This is a genomic window from Deefgea sp. CFH1-16, from assembly GCF_016881365.1.
In the GTDB taxonomy this organism is placed as follows: Bacteria; Pseudomonadota; Gammaproteobacteria; order Burkholderiales; family Chitinibacteraceae; genus Deefgea.
The window spans coordinates 1,203,150-1,225,919 of sequence record NZ_WLYT01000001.1; the positions used below are offsets into that span (position 1 = coordinate 1,203,150).

A 22,770-nucleotide genomic window follows, 5' to 3' on the forward strand; every position below is an offset into this window, starting at 1 on the left:
AAAGACTCAGGCTGATAAATCTCGACGGCATCAAGCAGCCCATCAAGATTAGAATGCATTGATTATACGGCCAATTGACGATACCGAAAGATAATCCCTCTTGCACAAGCAAATACCCTGCGGCCTCTGAGCGACGCTCCGACTCTCCACCACATCGTGGAAAATCAGCCACAAACAGCACAAAACATCTTAAATATAATCAAATTCTTATATACTACATACAATAAATACGCACTTAAATATACGTAAATTTTACACCCTCACCCTCTTCACGACGATCTAAAGCGAGCTAAAACTTGAACCGTTCTCTATACGCCCCGATTTTATTAGGCTTTCTAACCGCTTGTGGCGGCGGTGAGTCACCAAACCCTGAGCAACCCGGTATTGGCGTCAATCCAATGCCCAGCTTAGCACCCGTGCCGAGTTCCTCTCCAGCACCCAGCTTAGAACCGGCACCGAGTGCCTCTCCAGCACTTAGCTTAAGCCCTGCACCGAGTGCCTCTCCAGCACCTAGCTTAAGCCCTGCACCGAGTGCCACTCCAGCACCTAGCTTGCCACCATCCACGCTGCCCACCATACCTTGTGGCGGTGACATTTGCCTCAACCAGCCAGCAGACCTATTACTTAATGATTTCTCGTTCCGCAAGCGCCTCATTCAAGAAAATATGGTTCCCTATCTGGATTTGGACGCTCCGCGTGTCATTGATTATATTCGTGAACCAACAAGCTCCTATAACAATGCTTCAGCCAAAGGCAATGACCAAGCCAGTACCAAAAAAAATGATTTAGTTCGTTGGTACCGGGATATTCGGCATGCTTCTGGGATGGCTAATAATCCGTACCGTGAGTTTGATGGTGGCCCCATTTTCAAACACCCTCCGGTATTTGCCAGCAAAGCCCCCTTCAATACAGCCGAGCATGATGTTGGCGTCTATAAGCGGGAGTTTCTGGAAAATCGCTTAGATTTTTATAATTTCTTTCGTGCGCTCTATGGTGCTCAGCGCTCGTATATCTCCAACTACAAACAAACGACCACGCAAGCTGGGGCATGGCTTGGCCGTCAAGTGGTACCCGCTGGGGGCAGTGGCCATTATCCAAGTTGGACCATCGCCAATGAACAATACGGCATCAAAAAAGCCACCTTTGATGCCGGTTACCATAGTCGCTCCAGTGCCAATATCCAAGTCGGGAATACCGGTGGTGACCAGACTAATTTGAACCACTTTAACAGTAATAATCGCTTAGCTGCTATTTGGAATGAGGGCGAATGGGATAGCATGGCCGCCCTCGGGCACCGTAATGTGTTCTTAGATGAATCCAGCAAGGACATTGGTTTTGGGGTGTACAACTGGTCCTTAGTTTGGACCGTGTGGGGCAGTAATCCGGAAAAAAAACTGGGGCTGGAATAGTCTAACGGAGAAAGCCTACTACACTAAATATCCTGCCGCGACAGCGCAACAAGGGGTTGAAATGTGGCACTCGCACGGATACTACCCGTTCTTTGCCACCTCAGGGCTAAACCAATCAGTTGGTGCCAAATTATTGCCAAACTATGTCTCAGCACTAACGTCAGGTGAGCAAGTAAAACTTAAAATTGAACTGTTTCACAGCCAACAAGACGGCGATTTATCGGTCGGCAGCCCGATTCTTGGTGCTCCTTTACTCAGCCTTGAGCTCTCAGACATTTACGGCACAGGACCTGATAAAGGTGGAGAATCGCCCGTTGGTGCCTCTGTTTCCGGTGGCAAAGATTGGGTCGGCGCATTACCAGATCATGCGCTTGGCGGTCGATGGCACTTCTCAACTATGGGTGCCAGCCAGCTACAATTTCGCATGCCAGAAAAAATGTGGAAAACCATCAGTGCTGGCTTTAGCAATGCCGCATCCAAGCAAAAAAATTACTACACCGTACGCTATACATTCACCACCAACGGTAATGGCTTAAAGATTAAGCAGCCGTTTTATATGAATCAAAGCATTGGCGCGCCATTAATATTGCAAACCACTTATTTTGATATGGACGCCGAATTATAGGACCCATGGTGAATGCCAGCCCAAAGCCAGCGATGACTGGTTTTGGGCTAGTAAAGCTAAAAGTCAGTCAATCAACACCATATATATGGAAAAACAAAAAAGCCAGCATACGCTGGCTTTTTTATCAATGTATCTAGCTGTAGACTTTAATCAACAAACCCTACAGACCCATACCCATCAACGTGGCAGTACGGTTTTTCCCATCAAGAATTGGTCGACCTCACGTGCGGCTTGGCGGCCTTCGCGGATGGCCCACACAATTAACGATTGACCACGGCGCATATCGCCCGCGGCAAACACTTTGGCGACATTGGTTTGATAGCAAGCTTGGCCCTCTGTGGTGGCTTTGGCATTGCCACGCGCATCTTTTTCGACGCCAAAAGCATCAAGAATGCTAGCAACAGGATGGGTAAAGCCCATCGCCAAAAATACCAAATCGGCTGGCAGCTCAAATTCGCTGCCAGCAATCGGCGTCGGTTTGCCGTCTTGCCATGCTAGACGCACCAACTGCACCGCTTTAAGTACGCCATTTTCACCAACAAACGCTTGCGTTTGCACTGCAAAATCACGCTCCGCACCTTCTTCATGACTACTCGAAGTGCGCATTTTGACCGGCCAATATGGCCAAACCAGCGGTTTGTTTTCTTGCTCTGGCGGTTGTGGCATTAATTCCAGCTGCGTCACGCTCGCTGCGCCATGCCGGTTACTGGTCCCCACGCAGTCAGAACCGGTATCGCCACCACCAATCACCACCACGTGTTTACCCGCCGCATGAATTGGATTGGCAGCCCCGCCGACCACTTGTTTGTTTTGCGCGATCAGCAATTCCAAAGCGTAATGCACGCCTGTTAGCTCGCGCCCCGCCACAGCCAAATCACGCGGCACTTCTGCGCCACCGGCCAAAATCACCGCGTCAAACTGAGCATCAAGCTCTGCAGGGGTAATCACGGTTTGCGCATCGCAAACGATACCAGCAGGTATATCTTTAGAACCAACAATGGTATTGGTCTTAAATAAAATACCCTCGGCTTTTAATTGTGCCAAACGACGATCAATCACCGATTGCTCTAATTTAAAATCAGGAATGCCATATCGCAATAAACCACCCACCGCGGCGTTTTTTTCAAACACCGTTACGGCGTGACCCGCCCGCGCCAGTTGCTGCGCGGCGGCCAAACCCGCTGGGCCAGAACCAACAACAGCGACTTTTTTACCGGTTTTAACGCTAGCAATTTGCGGTAGCACCCAGCCGTTTTCCCAGCCTTTATCAATGATTGAGCGCTCGATGGATTTAATCCCGACCGGATCATCATTAATGCCTAGCGTACAGGCGGCTTCGCACGGCGCAGGGCAGACACGGCCAGTGAACTCCGGAAAGTTATTGGTTGAATGCAGCACATCCAAGGCGGTTTTCCAGTCTTGGTGGTAGACCAAATCATTAAAATCCGGGATCACATTGTTGACTGGGCAACCGTTATTACAAAACGGAATGCCGCAGTCCATGCAGCGTGCGCCTTGCAATTTGGCTTTGTCATCGCTTAATGCCGGAACAAATTCACGATAATGCGTTAGGCGCTGGACCACCGGCTCGTAACTGTCTTTAACGCGTTCAATTTCTAAAAATCCAGTTGGCTTGCCCATTATGCAATCTCCTTCACTGCGGCTGCGGCATTCACATTCGCTGCGGCCATTTCTTTCAATGCCCGGCGATATTCATTCGGAAACACCTTCACAAAAGCGGCACGGCTTACTGGCCAATCTTGCAGCAACTGGCTGGCACGAACGCTGCCGCTTAACTCTGCATGGCGAGCAATCAACGCTTTGAGCTGGGTTTCATCAGCGATGTCATTGTGGAACGGCGCGGCTTGTTCCGCAGCGGGTAACACGCGCTCTAGCGCAACTTGCGCCATATTGCAGCGTCCAGCAAACACGCCATCTGGATCGTAGACATACGCCACGCCTCCCGACATCCCGGCGGCAAAATTGCGCCCCGTTTGCCCTAGAACCACCACCGTACCACCGGTCATGTATTCACAACCATGGTCGCCCAAGCCTTCAACCACCGCCGTGGCGCCGGAATTACGCACCGCAAACCGCTCGCCACCGACACCGGCAAAGAAAGCTTCACCGGCAATCGCGCCAAAGAGCACGGTATTGCCAACGATGATGTTTTCCCAAGTTTTGCCGCTAAATGCCGCATTCGGACGAATCACAATTCGCCCACCCGACAAGCCTTTACCCACGTAGTCATTGCCTTCACCGGTTAAGGTGATGGTGATGCCGCGCGCCAAGAAGGCGGCAAAACTTTGCCCTGCCGTGCCGTGTAGCGCCACTTGCAGTGTGTCTTCCGGCAGGCCAGCATGGCCGTAACGACGTGCCACTTCACCCGAGAGCATCGCACCGACAGTACGGTTGATGTTTTTCACCGCAAGACTGATTTGGGTCACTTCACCGCGTTCCAGCGCTGGAGCGGCTTGCGCCAACAATTGCTGGTCGAGCGCCTTATTCAGGCCATGATCTTGCACTTCGGCATGCAAGCGTGACACTTCTGGTGCGGCTTTGGCTTGGTAGAAAATCTTGCTAAAGTCCAGACCCTTGGTCTTCCAATGGTCTACCCCAGCCTGTTTATCCAGTAAATCAGAACGGCCAATCAACTCATTAATGGTGCGAACGCCCATTTCGGCCATGATTTGCCGCGCTTCTTCGGCAACGAAGAAGAAGTAATTCACCACATGCTCAGGCTGACCTGAGAAACGCTGACGCAGCACTGGATCTTGCGTCGCAACGCCGACTGGGCAAGTGTTCAGATGGCATTTGCGCATCATAATGCAGCCTTCCACCACCAGCGGCGCCGTGGCAAAACCGAATTCATCCGCACCGAGCAAAGCACCAATCACCACATCACGACCGGTTTTCATTTGGCCGTCAACCTGCACCCGAACTCGACCGCGTAACTTATTGAGCACCAGCGTTTGCTGGGTTTCAGCCAGTCCCAATTCCCACGGACCGCCCGCGTGTTTAATCGACGACTGTGGCGAAGCACCGGTGCCGCCGTCATGACCAGCAATCACCAAGTGATCGGCCTTGGCTTTAGTCACCCCTGCCGCCACGGTACCCACGCCGACTTCAGCCACCAATTTCACCGAAATCGACGCCACTGGATTGACGTTTTTCAAGTCGTGAATCAGCTGCGCCAAATCTTCAATCGAATAAATATCGTGATGTGGCGGCGGAGAAATCAAACCCACGCCCGGCACCGAATGCCGCAATTTACCGATGTATTCGGAAACCTTGTGCCCCGGCAATTGACCACCTTCACCGGGCTTGGCGCCTTGCGCCATTTTGATCTGGATTTGATCGGCGTTAACCAAGTATTCGGTCGTTACCCCAAAGCGGCCCGATGCGACTTGTTTAATCGCTGAGCGCAGGCTATCGCCTTCTTTAAAGGTGTAATCACGTTCAATGCGATTTTTACCGATGACTTCCGACAGCGTTTGACCCGCATTCAGTACGCCCAAAACGCGCCGCGTCTTCACCGCCTTCACCGGTATTGGATTTGCCGCCAATGCGGTTCATCGCAATCGCCAAGGTTGAATGCGCTTCGGTCGAAATCGAGCCCAGCGACATCGCGCCGGTGGCAAAGCGTTTCACAATCTCGGCCGCCGATTCAACTTCGTCCAGCGGCACGGGTGCGCCCGCCGGTTTAATTGCAAACAGGCCGCGTAGCGTGAGATGACGTTTGCTTTGATCGTTAATCAGCGCGGCGTATTCTTTGTAGGTTGAATACGAATTGCTGCGCGTTGCATGTTGCAATTTGGCAATCGAATCTGGCGTCCACAAATGGTCTTCACCGCGAATCCGGAAGGCATATTCGCCACCGGCATCGAGCTGATTGGCCAACACTGGGTCGCTACCAAATGCCGAGGTATGTAGCCGCACCGCTTCTTCAGCAATGTCAAACAGACCAATACCCTCAACATTACTGGCCGTGCCGGTGAAGTATTTTTTCACCACTGATTTTTGTAAACCAATCGCTTCGAAAATCTGCGCGCCGGTGTACGACATATACGTTGAGATGCCCATTTTTGACATCACTTTCATCAAGCCTTTACCCACGGCTTTGATGAAGTTTTTCTGGTATTTCGCCGCCAGTTCCGCGTCGCCGCCATTGGCATACGCCAAATCCGCCAGCGTAGCCAAGGTCAAATACGGATACACCGCTTCTGCGCCGTAGCCGCCAAGCAAGGCGATATGGTGCGTTTCCCGCGCTGAGCCGGTTTCAACCACTAAACCAGTGCTGGTACGTAGGCCGCGTTTTACCAAGTGCTGATGAATCGCCGACGTGGCCAGCAAGGCAGGAATCGCCACATGCTTGGCATCCATCGCCCGATCAGAAACGATCAAAATATTGGCGCCCGATTTGACGGCGTCTTCCGCTTCGGCCACCAAAGACGCTAAGCGCGCTTCAACGCCCTCTTTACCCCAAGCAACGGGGTAGCAGATATCCAGTTGATGCGAATAAAACTTACCGCCAGTGTATTGGCCGATATTGCGGATTTTTTCAAACTGCGCGCTAGACAAGACCGGTTGCGCCACTTCGAGGCGAATCGGTGGATTAATGTCGGTGGTGCCGAGTAGGTTCGGTTTCGGGCCAATAAACGACACCAGCGACATCACCATTTCTTCACGAATCGGGTCGATCGGTGGATTGGTCACCTGAGCAAATAATTGCTTGAAGTAGTGATACAGCGGCTTGTTTTTTCGCGACAACACGGTGAGCGCAGCATCATTGCCCATTGAGCCCGTCGGCTCTTCACCGGCTTTGGCCATCGGCTCTAAAATAAACTTGAGGTCTTCTTGCGTGTAACCAAAGGCTTGCTGTTGATCGAGCAGCGAGTGGGCATCCGGCAGCGGGAAACTCACCTCGCCATCATCGCCTTCGATGTCATCGAGCTTAATGCGGATTTTTTCAATCCATTCGCGATACGGCTTGGCGTTGGCGAGGCTGTCTTTAAGCTCTTTATCGTCGATAATCCGGCCTTGCTCTAAGTCGATCAAGAACATTTTGCCCGGTTGCAAACGCCATTTTTTTTATTAATGTGCTCTTCACTAATCGGCAACACACCCGATTCAGACGCCATCACCACCAAATCATCGTTGGTGACTAAATAGCGCGCTGGACGTAAACCATTACGATCCAGCGTCGCGCCGATTTGACGACCGTCGGTAAACGCCACAGCGGCCGGGCCATCCCAAGGCTCCATCATCGCGGCGTGATATTCGTAGAAGGCGCGGCGATTTTCATCCATCTCATCGTTGCGTTCCCACGCTTCAGGAATCATCATCATCATCGCTTGCGCTAGCGAATAACCGCCCATCACCAATAATTCCAGCGCATTATCAAATGACGCCGAATCCGATTGTCCCGGATAAATCAGTGGCCAGATTTTGTCGATATCTTTGCCCAGCACCGGCGAGCTAATGGCTTTTTCACGCGCACGAATCCAGTTCACATTGCCACGCAAAGTGTTGATTTCGCCGTTATGCGCGATATAGCGGAATGGATGGGCTAAATCCCAAGTTGGGAAGGTATTGGTCGAGAAGCGTTGATGCACTAAGGCCAGCGCCGAGATACAGGCAGGATCTTGCAAATCTAGGTAATACTCGCCCACTTGGTCGGCGAGTAATAAACCTTTGTAATTGATAGTACGAGCGGAACACGATGGAATGTAATACTCGCCACCGTATTTAAGCTTTAAGGCGCGAATGGCATGGCTGGCGCGTTTGCGAATGATGTACAACTTGCGCTCTAGCGCATCAGTGACCAACACATCATTGCCACGACCAATAAAGAGCTGGCGAATCACTGGCTCAGTGGCTTTAATCAGCGGCGACATCGGCATGTCGTGGTTAACGGGGACATCACGCCAACCCAGTACAACTTGTTTTTCGGCGCGAACTGCGCGCTCGATTTCTTCTTCACAGGCGGCGCGGGCCGCGGCTTCTTGGGGCAAGAAGCACATCGCGACACCGTAATCGCCCATCGGCGGTAACACGATACCCTGGGTGAGTGTCACCTTGCGAAATAGAGCATCAGGGATCTGGATCAATATACCTGCACCATCCCCCGCTAAAGCATCTGCGCCAACTGCGCCACGGTGGTCAATATTTTTTAGAATGAGCAAACCTTGCTCAATAATATGATGGCTTTTTTGGCCTTTGATGTGAGCAACAAAACCCACACCACAAGCGTCATGTTCATTGGCGGGGTCGTACATCCCCTGCTCGTTAGGAAATGCCATGTCCATTCGTCTATTCCTATGCAATATCAATGTCTGAGTAGCAGACTTCACCACATCGTTTAACCGACTTCATCAAGAAAAAATCGCCCAATGGATAAGTGTGCCAGAATAATTTGCTGCTGAAAAAATAAAAACAAGAAACTTAAGCAAAATCAGGCGAAACACCACTAGCCGAAGCGACATTTATCTTCTATGACGAGACAACAGCCTACATAGAAATTACGAAAAATGTCCACAAAAACCTATAGATTGCTTGCAATTTCAATAATAAATTGCATAATTAGCAGCCTAATTGCTTCAGTTTGGTGGCAAGGACTATTACTTGGCTTACTAATGGCTGGCGCATTGCTCATTGGCCAACAGCAAAATCAAACACAACAACACGTCGAGACTTCGCCGCCCCCCATTCACAGTGATTTACCTTTATTGCTGGTTGATTTGCTGCCACTGTGGCAGCGCAATTTAGGCTTGGCGCGCGATCAAAGCCAAGAGGCAGTGAATAAATTAGCGCAACATTTTGCGGATATTATCGATAGCCTAGGTGGCTCAATTCGTTTGGCTTCAGATGGCGCACATGGCGGTAATGTCATTGCCACCATCCATCGCTCTGAGGCGCAACTGAACAATATTATTCAAGCACTCGAGCAAGTGCTCAAAGATCGCGCCGCGCTATTGCTTGAGCTAGAAGACTTAGGTCAATTTAATATTGAGCTGAAACAAATGGCGACTTCAGTGGCTGAAATCGCGGGGCAAACTAATTTATTGGCACTGAATGCCGCGATTGAAGCGGCTCGGGCTGGTGAAGCAGGTCGGGGGTTTGCGGTGGTCGCCGATGAAGTCCGTAAATTGTCAACGCTCTCTGGCGAAACCGGTCAGCATATTCGCAGCAAAGTCGATTCGATCAATGCCACGATAGAAGGCGCTTTAACTGCGGCTAAGAATTTATCTCTTATCGAAGCTTGCATAATCGGAGAGTCAAAAAATATTATTGATAGTGTCGTACTCAGCTTTCATCAAACGGCAGAACAATTGAACCAAACAGTGCAACAACTTAATACCGAAAGCCAAGCTGTCGAACAAGAAATCCACGAAGTTTTGCTTCACTTACAGTACCAAGATCGAATGGGGCAAATCATGGGACATGTACAAGGCGATATGGATAAATTACAACAGTTACTGGCCAAGCAAAGCCCGTTACCAGCACAAAGCCAGTGGTTAAATGAGCTAGAATTGAGCTACACCACCGATGAGCAAAGAACGCTACACTCTGGCATGTCCCTCCAGAGCGCCGCGATAAAGGCAGGAATTGATTATTTTTAAATCCGCGTAATTCCATTCGCACAATGAATTACACTTTACCGCGTAGCGCCGCCTGTTTACTCCAATTCGGCACTTCATCTGCAGTGATTAACTCTCCAATCATCACGCCCGAAACATAGTCACATGCTGCATCTTCCAAGCGCTGTAACTGCGCTGCCGTCGTGACATTGCTGGCATAGGTTTTCAGCGATAAATCATGCGCGAGTTGAATGCTGTATTTAATCAAAAATTGACTAAGTTCCTGGTGTTGAGCACGTTCAATCAAACCGGCGGATAAATGAAATTCGCTCAAAGGCAGCTGGCCCTGCTCTTCGAGCCAAGTAAACCCTTGCCCACGATCGATCGACAAGGCAATACCCACCTCTTTAATTCTTAATTGCAATAAAGTGTTCAAAATACTTGCCGCATCATCACGCCCTACCCAACAAGCCACTTCTAATATGACTGAGCTTGCTGGCAGTTGTAATGCATCAATTTCGCTTAAAAAAGTAGGGGCCATGGTATAGGCGGCAAAAGTTGCAAAAGGCAAAGGAATATTCATTGCCAACCGCAATCCATGTCGCTGCCAAGACGCCAGATCATTAAGCGCCTGAGTCATAAAATTTTGCGCCAGCACGGTAAATTGCGGCAATGCATACAATTGCTCAATCAATACATCGCGATTTTGCCCCGGAAAAACGGAGTCGTCCCACGTTGGCACCAAACGTAGCCCTTGTAACATTCGACTATGCAAATTAATCCGTGGTTGATAAGCAAAACCAATTAAACCGGCATTGATTGCAGCAATTAAATCAGCCGGCAATACCGCACTCAAGGCGGCATTGGTCCGTGGAGAAAATCCACTTAAAGCTGCGCGCAATAAATCGGCAGTCAATGGCTTTTGTACTGAGCCCACAATATGCAAACCATCACTACGCCCTAAAGAAACCACGGAAGAAGACAACAACACAGTTTCTCTAGAACTCACCACTAAAATGCCCGCTTGTTGGCGGCTACGCCCCAGCTCTTTGAGTAAACCGATACCATTCACGCCCGGCATTTCTAAGTCGAGTAAGATTAAATCAGGCTTTAACGTCGGCGCTTTTAATTGCAACAAAGCATTCAAGCCATCGTCCGCCGTCGCAATCACCTCCAATTCCAGCTCTCGGCACAAATTAACCGCGTGTCGCCGCTGTACCGAAGAATCATCCACCACCATCACTGTTGTTGACACAATGGCTCCTTAAGCGCCGATCACGCTAGAAATTCTCGACAATGGCAGCACTTCATCGGCCGCCCCCAATTTAATGGCTTCTTTAGGCATACCAAAAACCACACAGCTGTTCTCATCTTGGGCATATGTTCGCCCTCCGGCCTCTTGCATTTCTTTTAAGCCCTTTGCGCCATCATCGCCCATTCCCGTCATAATCACGCCAATGGCATTACGGCCAGCAAATTTAGCGCCAGAACGGAACAACACATCCACCGAAGGACAGTGCCGACTCACCAATGGACCATCAACGACATCCACCAGATACTGAGCGCCACTGCGTTTAATCATCAAGTGCTTGCCACCTGGCGCTATCAACGCCAAACCGGGTAATAATCGATCACCATGCTTGGCTTCACGCACATCGATATCGCACAGCTGATCTAAACGCTTAGCAAATGATTCAGTAAAATTAGGGGGCATATGCTGCACAATTGCAATCGGTGGGCAGGTGCGGGATAATTTTTTCAACACCTCCTCCAAAGCCTGTGTTCCTCCCGTAGAAGCCCCCAATAAAACAATACGCTCTGTCGTTTGCAGCATCGCGCCCTGAGTCGGTGGCGCAATCACGACATCGGCGGATAATTTAGGGCGAACGACAATGGCCGATGTGTCTGGTTTTGGTTTTAGCAACGACACTTTGGCCCTTGCTGCGGCTCGAACGGCACTAACCAAGCTAGCGGCGTCATCCAGCAGCGCCTGTTTTACCCCTAAGCTAGATTTAGCCAAAACCTGCACCGCCCCTGCGCGCAAGGCCTCAATCGCGGTGGCCGATCCTTGCGTGGTAAGCGAGGATAAAACCACCACTGCGGTTGGATGATCATGCATTAGCTGCTTCAAAAAAGTGATCCCATCCATTCTGGGCATCTCAACGTCCAGCACCAATACATCGGGCCAGTCTTTTTTCATTTTTTCAAGGGCATAAACAGGATCAGGCGCAGAATCGATCACGCGAATATCTACAGTTGCATTTAAAATTGCACTGACCACCTGACGAATTACCGCCGAATCATCAACAACCATGACCTTAATCATATTTTTATCCGATAAATATCGTAGCAATTTAAATTATTCTAATGTCGATTTATTTTATATACCTAGAACTTGAACAATCAGAATAAAAAATAACGACTATTAATCAAAAGATTGATAGCGAGCTATATAGCCAGCATTTTTCATTATTGATACAAACAACAAAAATCCAAACTTTAAACATCCACTATCGACTTATATTGATAAATACCAGGCTTAACTAGTTTTAAATCATTACTCAACCCGTACAGACTTTCAGAGTGGCTAACTAATAAATATGCATTACTTTTTAGTTTTTTAACCACTCGGCTTAATATGTCTTGTTTGCCATTGCTATCAAAGTAAATCAGTACATTCCTTAAAAAAATAAAATCAAACAAGCCAATCTCAGGCAATGGCACAGCAAGATTAATTTGCCTAAATCCCACTTTATTTCTCAGTACCGACGCAATCAATAAGGAACCCTCTTGCTTGCCCACACCTTTAAGACAATATTTGCGCATCAATGTGCTAGGAATGCCATCGGCTCGAGTGAGTGAATAGTGCGCTGTTTTCGCCTGCGCAATCACTCGCAAACTAATATCACTCCCGAGCACATGCCAATCAGCTTGTTCACCGAGCTGGTGCGCCAAAATCATGGCAATACTCCAGATTTCTTCCCCAGTTGATGAGGCTGCGCTCCATACATTGAGTGAGTGATTTTTAGGCCACGTCGCCACTTCATGCTGCATCCAATCAAAGTGTTTGCGCTCACGAAAAAAAAAAAGTCTCGTGAGTCGTCAATAAATCCACCGCAATTTCTTGCTCTTGTACTTCATCAGGATCTTGCAACATCCGTAAATACGCTTCGTACGAACTCAATTGTCTTGCAGTTAAACGTTTTAGTAAGCGCTGCTGTATTAAGGTTTTTTTACTCTCTGGCATATACATGCCCGATTGTTCGCGCATCCACGCACTAAATCGAGCAAATGTGGCATCATTTAATTGCATGGGGCTCTTCATGGGCCTGGCTCTCATCCATTTTTGGCATCTCCCCATCATGCTCAATGCCTGCCAAAATCGACATTTCCTCAACTGACAATACCCGAGAAATATCCAATAACACGATAAAGCGATTTTCCACACACGCCATGCCTGAAATAAATTCAGTGCGTAATTTACTGCCAAATTGCGGCGCTCTTTCGATATCATCGAGCGCAATAGTTAATACTTCATGGACCGCATCGACTAAAACGCCAATCAACTGCGTCATGTCCGTTTCAGGGTCTAAAACTTCAACAATCACCACGCAAGTGCGCCGACCCAGCTCGGTACGAGCTCGACCAAAACGCAAGGCCAAATCCGTTACCGGCACCACCGCACCCCGCAAATTCATGACCCCGCGTAAAAAATCCGGCATCATCGGCACTTCGGTCAAATATTCATACTCTAAAATTTCTCGAATCGAGCGAATGCCAATTGCAAATGTTTCTCCCCCCAGTTGAAATGAAAGATATTGCTCGGTGCTTTGCATTTGGACTTCTGCATCACTTTTACCGGCCGTTTTATTGATTAATGCGAGCGCCCCCATCATTCACCTCCTCTCAAAAATGGACAAAATCATTTTCATCTAAACCAGATGATTGGGGTGCATGCTGAGGCTTTGCTGGTGATCGTTTTTTACTTATTCCCTTAACGGATGGCACATAGCTGCTACGGTGGCTAGTGCTATCAATTTGAAAAAATCCCATCACATCTTGTAGATTGCCTGCTTGCGTGCTGACTTCTTCAGCCGTTGCGGCCAACTCTTCACTGGCTGACGCATTGGCTTGGGTCGAGCTATTGATTTGCTGAACCGCGCCATTAATTTGCCCAACCCCACTAGCTTGCTCATTGGCGGCGGCGGCAATTTCTTGCACTAAATCGGCGGTTTTAGTGCTTGAACGCACCATTTCATCGAGCAAACCACCTGCTCGCTCAGCTAATGCCACGCTACTACTGGCCACCAAACTGATTTCTTGCGCTGCAACTTGGCTACGTTCTGCTAATTTACGCACCTCGGCAGCCACCACGGCAAAGCCTTTACCATGCTCACCGGCACGCGCGGCTTCAATCGCGGCATTCAATGCCAATAGATTGGTTTTGTAGGCAATATCATCGACGATGCGGATACGTTCGGCGATTTTACGCATCGCTTCGACGGTTTCGCGTACCGCTGCACCACCTTCTGAGGCTTCGCGGGAAGCTTTAGTGGCAATGCTTTCAGTTAAGCGGGCATTTTCATTGGTTTGATTAATGGATGAGGTCATTTCTTCGATCGAAGATGAGGTTTCCTCAATACTGGCCGCCGACTCACTTGACGATTGCGATAGACTTTGTGAGGTGCTCGATAACTGCATTGAAGCGGCAGACATATTGTCGGTATTGCTTTTTACCTCAACAATAATGCCGCGCAAACGTTCAACCATGGTTCGAATACCATACGCCAAGCTGGTTTTATCCTCATTACGCACCGCGACGTCGATCATTAAATTACCTTTCGACAATTCAAACATCAATGCTTGTACGTAATACGGTTCGCCACCTAAAGCTCGCGTAATCGAGCGAATAATCAACCAGCTAATCACAACTGAAAGAAGCAGTGCCACCAGTGCCACCGTGACCAATAGCCATTTGGTGTTGTCTACGTTATCAGCAGCCACTTTACCTGCAGCTAGACTTAAGCGCGTTTGCTCATCGCCTAAATCGCGAACTGTGTGCAGTAAATCATTCATTGGAACAATGACCTGCTCTAAAACTACTTTCGCTTCGTCATTATTATTGAGCAAGCCTAACGCTTGAACCTTATCTGACAACTCAAACGCTGGAGGAATTAAAGTTTTTAATTGATTTTGAATCTCAATTTCTTTGCGTGAATTTTGGCCATCGCGCACTTCCATTGAATGATTAAAAGCCGTATATGATACTAAAAAGGATTTTTTCGCCGCCTGATATTTATCTTCTAAGCCTTTGAGCTTAGATTCATCCAATTCAAGTACCGTTTGCCGATTGAGCACGCGCATTTCTTGCAGATGCTCCACCATCGAGCCATACAAATTATTGCGAGCAAAGTTGACTTTAACAATATCATCGAGATCATTATTAATTTGCGCCAGCCCCTGCACCGCCACCACAACACAAATCAGTAGCATCACCACCAGCGAGCCAAAAAACCAAGACCTAGCCGCATTGCAATACTCATATTTTTAGTTGAATTCATCGCTTTCTCCTTGGTTCTGCGCTGGCCGCAAACACAATCAAAATGCCAAATGGTTATGGTTATGTATTGCTGACCGAGTGGCCAATTCATGATTAAAACTAAAAATTTCAGCATCGCGCAGCGTGACATGCTGAACCAGCTCATTAACATCTAAAATCAATGCCACTTGCCCATTCCCTAAAATCGTTGAGCCACCAATCGCTTTTAAATGCTGAAATAAAGCACCTAAAGGCTTAATCACCGTTTGAAACTCCCCCAATAAAGCATCCACCACTAAACCGACTTTTCGTTCATTGGCGCGAATCACCACCACATTGGCACGCTCAATTTCTTGATCGCTCGACTCCAATTCAAGAAAATGAGATAAGCGCAATAAAGGCAATAATTCACCACGTAGATTTAAATGATCCAAACTACCGTCAATTTTTAATTCATCGGGTAATTCAATACATTCAATGACCGACTCCAATGGCACCACATAAGTAGCATTGCTACTACGAACTAAAAAACCATCGATAATGGCAAGGGTTAGCGGTAAACGAATTCGTATTACCGTGCCCACGCCGATATCCGAATCAACCATCACATGACCGCGTAACGCATCAATGCTTTTTTTCACCACATCCATCCCAACCCCGCGACCCGACAAATTAGTCACTTGATCGGCGGTCGAAAAACCCGGCTCAAAAATCAGGCTGAATATTTCTTGGTCCGACAATTGCGCATCAGCACTCACCAAGCCACACTCGAGCGCTTTGGCGAAAATTTTATCGCGACGTAACCCCGCGCCGTCATCACTGACCTCAATCATCACACTGCCTGATTCATGATAAGCATTGAGATAAACAGTGCCATGTATTGGCTTACCGGCCTTGATCCTTGCCTCTTTGGACTCAATACCATGGTCCATTGCATTCCTAACGATATGCATCAAAGGATCAGAGAGCTTTTCAATCATGGATTTATCGAGCTCGGTTTCCGCACCAGTGACTTCCAAATGAATGTCTTTACCCAATTCTTTAGCCACATCTCGCACCACCCGAGGAAAGCGCTGAAACACTTCACCAATTTGCGCCATTCGCATCGACAGCACGCCGGCGCGAATTTGCTCAATCAAATTACTCATGCTCAAGCTCCATTCTTGCAAAGCCATCGCGCCATTTTGCTTAGCCAGTAAATTACCTGCGGCACCAGAAATCACCAATTCGCCGACTAAATTAATCAAGCTATCGAGCTTTTCAGCCTCCACCCGTAAAAAGACCGTTTCACCGGTTTTTTCGGTTTTAACTTTTTTACCTCCGCCCAGCTCCGCGCTGGCATCCTGCGCTAAGCGACTCATGCTCGATGAAACATTTGGCGCTAGGTTTTCTGCCTCAAGCGGCGCTAGGCCTAATTCAACCCACGCGGCATTAATTTGTTCCCACACATCATCAGGAATTTGCCCGGTTTGCAGCTGTAAAAAATCGTGGGCCTCAGCCAGTGGCGCTATCAAAATCAAGCTATCTTCACGCACAAACTCAAATACATCATGTAAAGCCGCTGCAGTGGTGTCGCCTGCAAAGCGCACTGCAAATTGCAGATAATTATGTTCGGGATCAAAATCACTCGCGTTTAACTGCGTATCAATTAATGATAATACCCTTTCAATACGACCTTGCCGTGCTAGAAAGCGAAGGAAACTGGCGGGATCCAAACCATGGCGCAATAAGTCTGGGCCAAAACCCAAAAAGATCAGCCAACTGGGGCTAGTTTCAACTTGAAGCGGTGGCGCGACTTCAAGCGCCTTGGCTTGAACACTGGACGTAGCCAGCGTTTTTTTGACTTGATATTGCTGCAAATCAGCCAGTAAAACGGCTCGATCATCAGGCGAAGGAATAATTGCTGCATTACTCAGCGTATCGACCATGCTTTGCACATAGTCACGACAACCCAACATGACACTCACCAAAGTTTCATCGAGCTGAATGCTACCTTTTCGCAATAAATCGAGTACGTTCTCAACTTCGTGGGTAAATTGAATGACATTGTCCAGCGCAAATAAGCCCGCCGAGCCTTTAATCGTATGCATCGTCCGAAACAGCGCATTAAGCAGATCCATATTGCCTTGGGCGTTTTCAGCGTCGAGTAAAATATGCTCCATTTGCTGCAACAGCTGATTGGCTTCATCAATGAATCCCTGTAGTCCTTCATCATCCATTGGGCATCTCCTGATTTGCCGCGAAGAGCTCATCGCTTAAACCCAATAAACTCACTAGTTCGACCAATTCTGCTGTTGGTTGCAACAACTGCAATGGCTGCTGTTGTCGCTCGGCCTCTTGCTTAACCCAGAGTAACAACTGCACAAAAGTGCAATCACACTCTTGAATCTGCGGTAAAAACAAAGATAAACCTTTGCTTTCATTCATGATCGATTTGAGTTGCTGATAAGTGTCGCGCACTTGGTAGATGGTTTGTTCGCCGTTCAAAATAAGTTCAGTCATTGCTGATTCACCATTTTGTTCTCATCGAGATTCAAGCCAATTTAAAATCACATTTAAGGCAGAATCAGTTTTTGCACCGCTTCGAGCATTTGTGCAGGTTGAAACGGCTTAACCACCCAAGCTTTGACACCGGCAGCACGCCCTTCATTTTTAAGCGTTTCACCTGATTCGGTGGTTAACATGATCACCGGCGTAAACCGATAATTTGCCAACAGTTTCGCGGCCTTAACAAAACTGATCCCATCCATATTCGGCATATTGACATCCGAAATAATCAGGTTGTATTTACGGCCATCAAGCTTAGTGAGCGCATCACGACCATCGCAGGCATCCACGACCTCATAACCGGCTTTTTTCAGCGCCATACCCACGGTTTGTCGCATGCTTGATGAGTCATCAACAATTAAAATGGTCTTCGCCATGCGATACCCTTTGCCTAAAAATGCCGCTAACTCAGGAATTGATACACAGCTATTAAATTAGCTTACTTTTCTCTTATCGCAAGCTGAAATAAAACAAGTAAGTAGTCAAGCAGGTCGTTGGCTGGCGCAAAGCTAGCGCGCTAACGAAGGGAGGGTGCTGCAGCCAGCAGCAAGAGAATCAAACGATGAATTGGCGCAAAGGTATATTGCGTCATAAATAAAACTGGCGGGATTGAATTGCAATTGTCCCGCCACATTGCTTTATGCTAACCAGTGCTGAATCGGTAAAAAATCGTTTAATAATGCGGCTTCTGGCGAAGCCACTTCAGGATGATAATCATAACGCCACGCCGCCATGGGTGGCATCGACATTAAAATCGATTCAGTGCGACCACCCGACTGCAAACCAAATAAAGTGCCACGATCCCAAACCAGATTAAATTCAACATAACGACCACGGCGATATGCTTGCCAATCGCGTTCACGCTGGCCGTATTCCAAATCACGGCGGCGCGCCACAATCGGGGTATACGCCGGTAAAAAGGCATCGCGCCCACCGATTGCATCATCGCAAAACTTTGTGCAAAACCCAGCTCAGAAAAATCATCAAAGAAAATCCCACCAATGCCGCGCGCTTCTTGGCGATGTTTTAAATAAAAATACCGGTCACACCAGTCTTTAAAGCGCGGGTATAAATCAGAGCCAAACCCCGCTAACGCTTGATGACAGGTTTGATGAAAATGCGACGCATCTTCGCGGTGGCCATAATACGGCGTTAAATCCATGCCGCCACCAAACCAGAACACCGGTTCAGCGTCACTGCCAGCAGCGGGTTGCGCGATAAAAAATCGCACATTCATATGCACTGTTGGAATATACGGATTGCGCGGATGGAGCACCAATGAAACGCCCATCGCTTCCCAAGCACAGCCAGCGAGTTCCGGCCGATGCGCGCTCGCCGATGGCGGTAAAGTCGCGCCCAATACATGCGAGAAATTCACCCCACCACGCTCAAACACCGCGCCGTTTTCGATCACTCGGCTAATGCCGCCGCCACCTTCTGGACGCTGCCAACGATCGGTTTGAAAACAGCAGCCATCGATGTTTTCTAATGTCGCGACGATATTTTGTTGCAATGTCAGTAGGTATTCTTTTACTGCAGTGATATTCATTCCATCATTCCTTCATTGAGCTGACGGGCATTCTGTTTTAGCCATCCGAGCGCAAAAAAAATCCCCTTTGGCAACACCGGCGAAAGGGGATTTGGCCCTGAAAGGCAAGGTCGCAGCGTTTAATCCGCGGCCAGTTGGCGATCAAAGCTGCTGCGTTGGAATTGCATTTTTGCTGTGCGTCATTTGATTATTGCTATCGACATAAATCAACGATGGCTGATGGTCGGCCAGTTCGCTGTCGTCGTAATCGGCAAAAGTTGCAATGATCAATAAATCACCCACTTGTGCATGGCGCGCTGCTGAGCCATTCACTGAAATAATCCCTGAACCACGTTGGCCTTTAATGGCATACGTCGAGAAACGTGAGCCGTTGTTGATATTCCAAATATCAATGGCTTCATATTCACGAATGTTGGCGGCATCGAGTAGATTTTCATCAATCGCGCACGAACCTTCATAATGCAGTTCGGCGTGCGTTGCCGTTACACGGTGCAGTTTGGACTTGAGCATATTGCGTTGCATGGTTTTCTCCCGCGCTGCAGGTCATACCGAAAGGGTGGACCAAGTGCCCTAAACAGAGCGTTCACTTAAGCGCATTTAAAATAGGGCTCGATTATAAATTGCATTGGCGAAAATGCCCAATGTAAGTAGTAAAGCAAAAACTTTCTGATCGCCCTGTCTCTCCCTGCCTCACTGCTGGTACTGACAGTGACTGAGCGCCCAGAATCAATTAGGCTTTGGCGCGATAAATTAAACAACCATCGAGCAAAAATTCGCCTTCGCCCACTTGAGCATTGGGGGCGATGCGTTCAAAGTCAAAACGCTGGCCATCGAGTAATAGCCAAGCTGGAATCGCTTTTTCGTTAAAACGCCCTAGCCTTCTTCGGAACGAACGATATCGCGCGCTTTTACTTGCTTGCTACTGGCTTGCTGGCGAGCGATTTCGGCGGCGTCTTCCATGGCATCACGCACTTCAGGCAACGGCGTAACACCGCCACGATTGAACGTAGCTTGAGCGCTCACTTCGCCTTTTTGCACCGGCAAAGCGCGTAAATACAAATTAAATAGCACGCGCGGCAACACCACCCGTTTCACTTGCTTATCGGGGTTAATCACACAAGCCACGCCAAAGTTTTCGCTGCACTTTGGGCATTGCGCTGTTGCAGCAATCGCAATATGGTTTTCCACCAAACGCGCAATGCCATTCATTTGTTTGGCGTCGAGCATCGTGCCACAACGAACACAGGGCTTAGAGAATTGCTTTACTTGATTACCGTTGGCAAATTTCAACGGTAAAAAATCACTGAGCCGGCGGTTAGGCTGCATCATTATTCCTTGTGAGTAGGCGTTTAATTGTTAAACGCGGCCACGAAATTCACGTATTCCAAATCAGCAACGCCGTGATCATTAACGGCGCTGAAGTCAATTTAACAGTATTAGTGCAAAAGCTTGATGGCAAGCAATAGAAAGCCAAGAAAATATTCTGGTAAAGCTTGCCAGCACCACGCGTAGCGTCAATCAGGCAAAACCAGCGAGCCTAACACTCGCTCGGTGACTGCGCTTTACATTCTTGCTACACGCATCTCGACGGCTAATTCCAGATAATCAATATTTAGACGTTGCAAGGCGACGGTAGTTCCTGCCGGCAATTCAGGCAGACCACCGACACGCAGCACCAAAGGCATACCGTCAATGCGTACCAGATTTTCTTTAATCACTTGCGCGTTAAAGTCTTTTAGGTTTTCTTGCTCCATGAAACGCAAGCACCAGTAGCGTTCCATCTTATCTTGGAATTCCGCGTAAGCGGCATAAGCGGCGTCAAACGAGGAAATCGCGGTGAATAATTCAGCGTCATTTTTTTGGTAGCGCGGTTTTTCGCCGCGCAGCATGGCCACTAATTGCTGTTGATTAATGTAATCCACAGCACGGCGTAGCGGCGAGCTCGACCACATATAGCATTCCACGCCAAGACCCGCATGTGCTGTGGCCTGTGTTGACAAGCGCACGCGGCCACCGCCTTGCGAGCGATAAATACCGGCGATTTGCGCGTCGCGCAGCTCTTTACCCCATTGGCTATTGACCAAAATCATCAGCTCGGCAACCAGTTTATCCATCGGCGCGCCGCGTTTGCGTGGCACGATGCGTACTTTTTCGCTCGCCACGCCATCAATCACGTCGCCATCCACCACATCGCGGTCGATATAAAAGTTGTAATCCATCCGCGTTTGCTGCGGCTGATCGGCCTTACCGCGACGCCCTTCCAGTGCACCAGCAAAATGCCACAAGAAATTGAGCTCGTCTTTCCACGGATAATCTGGCCCGTCTTGACCGGCGGTTTCTTCGTTGAAATACGGCTCGATATCATGGTGGCGCAAGTTGGCCACCACCGGCACGCGTTCGATCACTGAGCGGTAGCTCAAAATATCAAAGCCAAGCGACACTTCCAAATACATCGATACCGCTGGGCGCGCCGCACCTTCTTCTAGCGTAAACACATCTACTGCATCGTCGGGCAACATGGTGATTTTGTCGCCGGGGAAATACACCGTTGACAGGCGATCGAGTACCACTTGATCCAGCGCTGAGCCTGGCGCAATCCCCAACACGGGCGCGGCAATATGGATGCCGACCTGCCAGTTACCGTTTTTCAATTTTTGCAAACTGAACGCATCGTCGATTTCAGTGGTGGTGGCGTCGTCAATCGAGAACGCTTTTACGTCGGCAATCGGTAAATCCGCTAGCAATATATTAGTCTGTGCATTCACCGGCTCAAATTCAGCAAAACCACGTCCCTTAGGGAAATGTTCCACCAAAAAGCCATCGAGGAAATATTGCGCGATATTCGGAATCGCACCAACTTTATCCAGTAAACGCAAAGTCGAGGTTTGCGCGCTTTCTGCTGCTTGCGCCAAGGCTTTGTATTCCAAACCGTTTTTGTCTGGGCGATGTATTAGCTTAGAGAGGATAGGCTTAAAGGCTTCTGGCAACATACCTGCTAGTAATTCTGCTTGCCATGCCGCCATTTGCTCCGCTTCACGCTGTTTACGCTCTAAACCGGCGAGCGCCGCTTTGAGGTTTTCTTCTGGCGCGGCTTTGTAGTTACCGCGACCTTTACGATAAAAGTACATCGGCGCAGCGTGCAGTGCGATCGCGGCGGCCGCTTGCTGAATTAAGCTTGGATTTTTACCAAAATACTCAGCGGCAATCGCGGCAAAATTGAGCTCGTCGCCACCGCAGCATCCCACAATAAAGTCACATCAACGTCGGCCGCTTCGCTTTGGGCGGCTTTGAAAAAGTCATCCAAACCGACTTTATCGAACTTGAGCAAGACATTGGCGGCCTTGATTTTGCTGCGCTTACCGCGGGTATCTTCGACTTGCAAACTCGCTGGCTGCTCGTCTTGGATCGTTGCAACCTTAAAGCTGCCATCTTCTTCGTAAAATACATTCATTTATGCGCGCGCCAAAAAAATCTAAAAAAATTTCGAACCACAGAGGCACAAAGACACAGAGAAATCACAA

General features: G+C 48.6%; 20 protein-coding genes and 1 pseudogene. 3 read left to right on the top strand and 18 right to left on the bottom strand.

Annotated elements, in window-relative coordinates; translation table 11 throughout:
• Positions 1-296 precede the first annotated feature (296 nt).
• On the top strand, positions 297-1,409 hold the full coding sequence (locus tag GKO28_RS06595) for a hypothetical protein (protein WP_182075728.1): 1,113 nt from the start codon (positions 297-299) through the stop codon (positions 1,407-1,409).
• Positions 1,410-1,470: 61 nt separating this feature from the next.
• Complete coding sequence (locus tag GKO28_RS06600) at positions 1,471-2,034, top strand: hypothetical protein (protein WP_182075729.1); 564 nt, start codon at positions 1,471-1,473, stop codon at positions 2,032-2,034.
• Between the two features lie 177 nt (positions 2,035-2,211).
• On the opposite strand, the gene GKO28_RS06605 is transcribed toward GKO28_RS06600, so the two are convergent.
• Genes GKO28_RS06605 through GKO28_RS19430 form a run of 4 tightly spaced genes read right to left on the bottom strand, consistent with a single transcriptional unit; the run spans position 2,212 to position 8,342 of the window.
• Complete coding sequence (locus GKO28_RS06605; RefSeq protein ID WP_182075730.1) at positions 2,212-3,675, bottom strand: glutamate synthase subunit beta; 1,464 nt, start codon at positions 3,673-3,675, stop codon at positions 2,212-2,214.
• Entirely contained in the window at positions 3,675-5,600 is a 1,926-nt protein-coding gene (locus GKO28_RS21255; RefSeq protein ID WP_282099246.1) for a glutamate synthase-related protein, read from the bottom strand. The genes GKO28_RS06605 and GKO28_RS21255 overlap by 1 nt, the downstream gene beginning before the upstream one ends.
• Entirely contained in the window at positions 5,506-7,098 is a 1,593-nt protein-coding gene (locus GKO28_RS19425; protein ID WP_282099247.1) for a glutamate synthase central domain-containing protein, read from the bottom strand. Before GKO28_RS19425 ends, GKO28_RS21255 begins: the two co-directional genes overlap by 95 nt.
• Positions 7,089-8,342, bottom strand: a complete 1,254-nt coding sequence (locus GKO28_RS19430; protein WP_247646403.1) for a hypothetical protein — start codon at positions 8,340-8,342, stop codon at positions 7,089-7,091. The genes GKO28_RS19425 and GKO28_RS19430 overlap by 10 nt, the downstream gene beginning before the upstream one ends.
• A 327-nt stretch (positions 8,343-8,669) precedes the next feature.
• Here GKO28_RS19430 and GKO28_RS19435 point away from each other — a divergent pair, with 327 nt between their 5' ends.
• Positions 8,670-9,656: a methyl-accepting chemotaxis protein gene (locus GKO28_RS19435; RefSeq protein WP_182075731.1), complete on the top strand. Its 987-nt coding sequence runs from the start codon at positions 8,670-8,672 to the stop codon at positions 9,654-9,656.
• A 28-nt stretch (positions 9,657-9,684) separates the two neighbouring features.
• Here GKO28_RS19435 and GKO28_RS06620 read toward each other — a convergent pair whose 3' ends face one another.
• The 14 genes and pseudogenes from GKO28_RS06620 to GKO28_RS19440 all read right to left on the bottom strand — a co-directional run bounded on the left by GKO28_RS06620 (position 9,685) and on the right by GKO28_RS19440 (position 22,700).
• Positions 9,685-10,869: an EAL domain-containing protein gene (locus GKO28_RS06620; protein WP_182075732.1), complete on the bottom strand. Its 1,185-nt coding sequence runs from the start codon at positions 10,867-10,869 to the stop codon at positions 9,685-9,687.
• A 9-nt stretch (positions 10,870-10,878) separates the two neighbouring features.
• The gene (locus GKO28_RS06625) at positions 10,879-11,940 is read right to left on the bottom strand and encodes a chemotaxis response regulator protein-glutamate methylesterase (protein WP_203563972.1); all 1,062 of its coding nucleotides are present in this window, start codon (positions 11,938-11,940) and stop codon (positions 10,879-10,881) included.
• Positions 11,941-12,113: 173 nt separating this feature from the next.
• Positions 12,114-12,656: a CheR family methyltransferase gene (locus tag GKO28_RS06630; RefSeq protein WP_307838958.1), complete on the bottom strand. Its 543-nt coding sequence runs from the start codon at positions 12,654-12,656 to the stop codon at positions 12,114-12,116.
• 31 nt (positions 12,657-12,687) lie between these two features.
• Positions 12,688-12,927, bottom strand: coding sequence for a hypothetical protein (locus GKO28_RS06635; RefSeq protein ID WP_203563973.1), 240 nt, complete (start codon positions 12,925-12,927; stop codon positions 12,688-12,690).
• Positions 12,914-13,510 (bottom strand): chemotaxis protein CheW, encoded by a 597-nt coding sequence (locus tag GKO28_RS06640; protein ID WP_247646404.1) that lies wholly within the window; start codon positions 13,508-13,510, stop codon positions 12,914-12,916. Before GKO28_RS06640 ends, GKO28_RS06635 begins: the two co-directional genes overlap by 14 nt.
• A 10-nt stretch (positions 13,511-13,520) precedes the next feature.
• A complete protein-coding gene (locus tag GKO28_RS06645; protein WP_182075736.1) occupies positions 13,521-15,107 on the bottom strand; it encodes a methyl-accepting chemotaxis protein in 1,587 nt (528 codons plus the stop codon).
• A gap of 105 nt (positions 15,108-15,212) precedes the next feature.
• Entirely contained in the window at positions 15,213-17,372 is a 2,160-nt protein-coding gene (locus GKO28_RS06650; protein WP_182075737.1) for a chemotaxis protein CheA, read from the bottom strand.
• Positions 17,365-17,655: an STAS domain-containing protein gene (locus GKO28_RS06655; RefSeq protein WP_182075738.1), complete on the bottom strand. Its 291-nt coding sequence runs from the start codon at positions 17,653-17,655 to the stop codon at positions 17,365-17,367. The genes GKO28_RS06650 and GKO28_RS06655 overlap by 8 nt, the downstream gene beginning before the upstream one ends.
• Before the next feature lie 53 nt (positions 17,656-17,708).
• Positions 17,709-18,077 carry a response regulator gene (locus tag GKO28_RS06660; protein WP_182075739.1) on the bottom strand — a complete coding sequence of 123 codons (369 nt, stop codon included), beginning with the start codon at positions 18,075-18,077 and terminating at the stop codon, positions 17,709-17,711.
• 261 nt (positions 18,078-18,338) lie between these two features.
• A pseudogene (gene hemF, locus GKO28_RS06665) lies at positions 18,339-19,249 on the bottom strand (oxygen-dependent coproporphyrinogen oxidase).
• 141 nt (positions 19,250-19,390) lie between these two features.
• Positions 19,391-19,771 (bottom strand): aspartate 1-decarboxylase, encoded by a 381-nt coding sequence (gene panD, locus GKO28_RS06670; protein ID WP_182075740.1) that lies wholly within the window; start codon positions 19,769-19,771, stop codon positions 19,391-19,393.
• A 351-nt stretch (positions 19,772-20,122) separates the two neighbouring features.
• Positions 20,123-20,578 carry a hypothetical protein gene (locus GKO28_RS06675; protein WP_203563974.1) on the bottom strand — a complete coding sequence of 152 codons (456 nt, stop codon included), beginning with the start codon at positions 20,576-20,578 and terminating at the stop codon, positions 20,123-20,125.
• Positions 20,579-20,811: 233 nt separating this feature from the next.
• Entirely contained in the window at positions 20,812-22,494 is a 1,683-nt protein-coding gene (locus GKO28_RS06680; protein WP_307838959.1) for an RNB domain-containing ribonuclease, read from the bottom strand.
• Complete coding sequence (locus GKO28_RS19440) at positions 22,419-22,700, bottom strand: hypothetical protein (protein ID WP_247646405.1); 282 nt, start codon at positions 22,698-22,700, stop codon at positions 22,419-22,421. The genes GKO28_RS06680 and GKO28_RS19440 overlap by 76 nt, the downstream gene beginning before the upstream one ends.
• Positions 22,701-22,770 lie beyond the last annotated feature (70 nt).

Bases quoted from the DNA above. Each gene is read 5' to 3' on its own strand.
- GKO28_RS06605 (WP_182075730.1), bottom strand. From the start codon at position 3,675: ATGGGCAAGCCAACTGGATTTTTAGAAATTGAACGCGTTAAAGACAGT.
- GKO28_RS19435 (WP_182075731.1), top strand. From the start codon at position 8,670: ATGGCTGGCGCATTGCTCATTGGCCAACAGCAAAATCAAACACAACAA.
- GKO28_RS19440 (WP_247646405.1), bottom strand. From the start codon at position 22,700: ATGAATGTATTTTACGAAGAAGATGGCAGCTTTAAGGTTGCAACGATC.
- GKO28_RS06650 (WP_182075737.1), bottom strand. From the start codon at position 17,372: ATGGATGATGAAGGACTACAGGGATTCATTGATGAAGCCAATCAGCTG.
- panD (WP_182075740.1), bottom strand. From the start codon at position 19,771: ATGCAACGCAATATGCTCAAGTCCAAACTGCACCGTGTAACGGCAACG.
- GKO28_RS19425 (WP_282099247.1), bottom strand. From the start codon at position 7,098: ATGTTCTTGATCGACTTAGAGCAAGGCCGGATTATCGACGATAAAGAG.
- GKO28_RS06600 (WP_182075729.1), top strand. From the start codon at position 1,471: ATGTGGCACTCGCACGGATACTACCCGTTCTTTGCCACCTCAGGGCTA.
- GKO28_RS06635 (WP_203563973.1), bottom strand. From the start codon at position 12,927: ATGCAATTAAATGATGCCACATTTGCTCGATTTAGTGCGTGGATGCGC.
- GKO28_RS06625 (WP_203563972.1), bottom strand. From the start codon at position 11,940: ATGATTAAGGTCATGGTTGTTGATGATTCGGCGGTAATTCGTCAGGTG.
- GKO28_RS06640 (WP_247646404.1), bottom strand. From the start codon at position 13,510: ATGATGGGGGCGCTCGCATTAATCAATAAAACGGCCGGTAAAAGTGAT.
- GKO28_RS06645 (WP_182075736.1), bottom strand. From the start codon at position 15,107: ATGCTACTGATTTGTGTTGTGGTGGCGGTGCAGGGGCTGGCGCAAATT.
- GKO28_RS19430 (WP_247646403.1), bottom strand. From the start codon at position 8,342: ATGGACATGGCATTTCCTAACGAGCAGGGGATGTACGACCCCGCCAAT.
- GKO28_RS06660 (WP_182075739.1), bottom strand. From the start codon at position 18,077: ATGGCGAAGACCATTTTAATTGTTGATGACTCATCAAGCATGCGACAA.
- GKO28_RS06675 (WP_203563974.1), bottom strand. From the start codon at position 20,578: ATGATGCAGCCTAACCGCCGGCTCAGTGATTTTTTACCGTTGAAATTT.
- GKO28_RS06655 (WP_182075738.1), bottom strand. From the start codon at position 17,655: ATGACTGAACTTATTTTGAACGGCGAACAAACCATCTACCAAGTGCGC.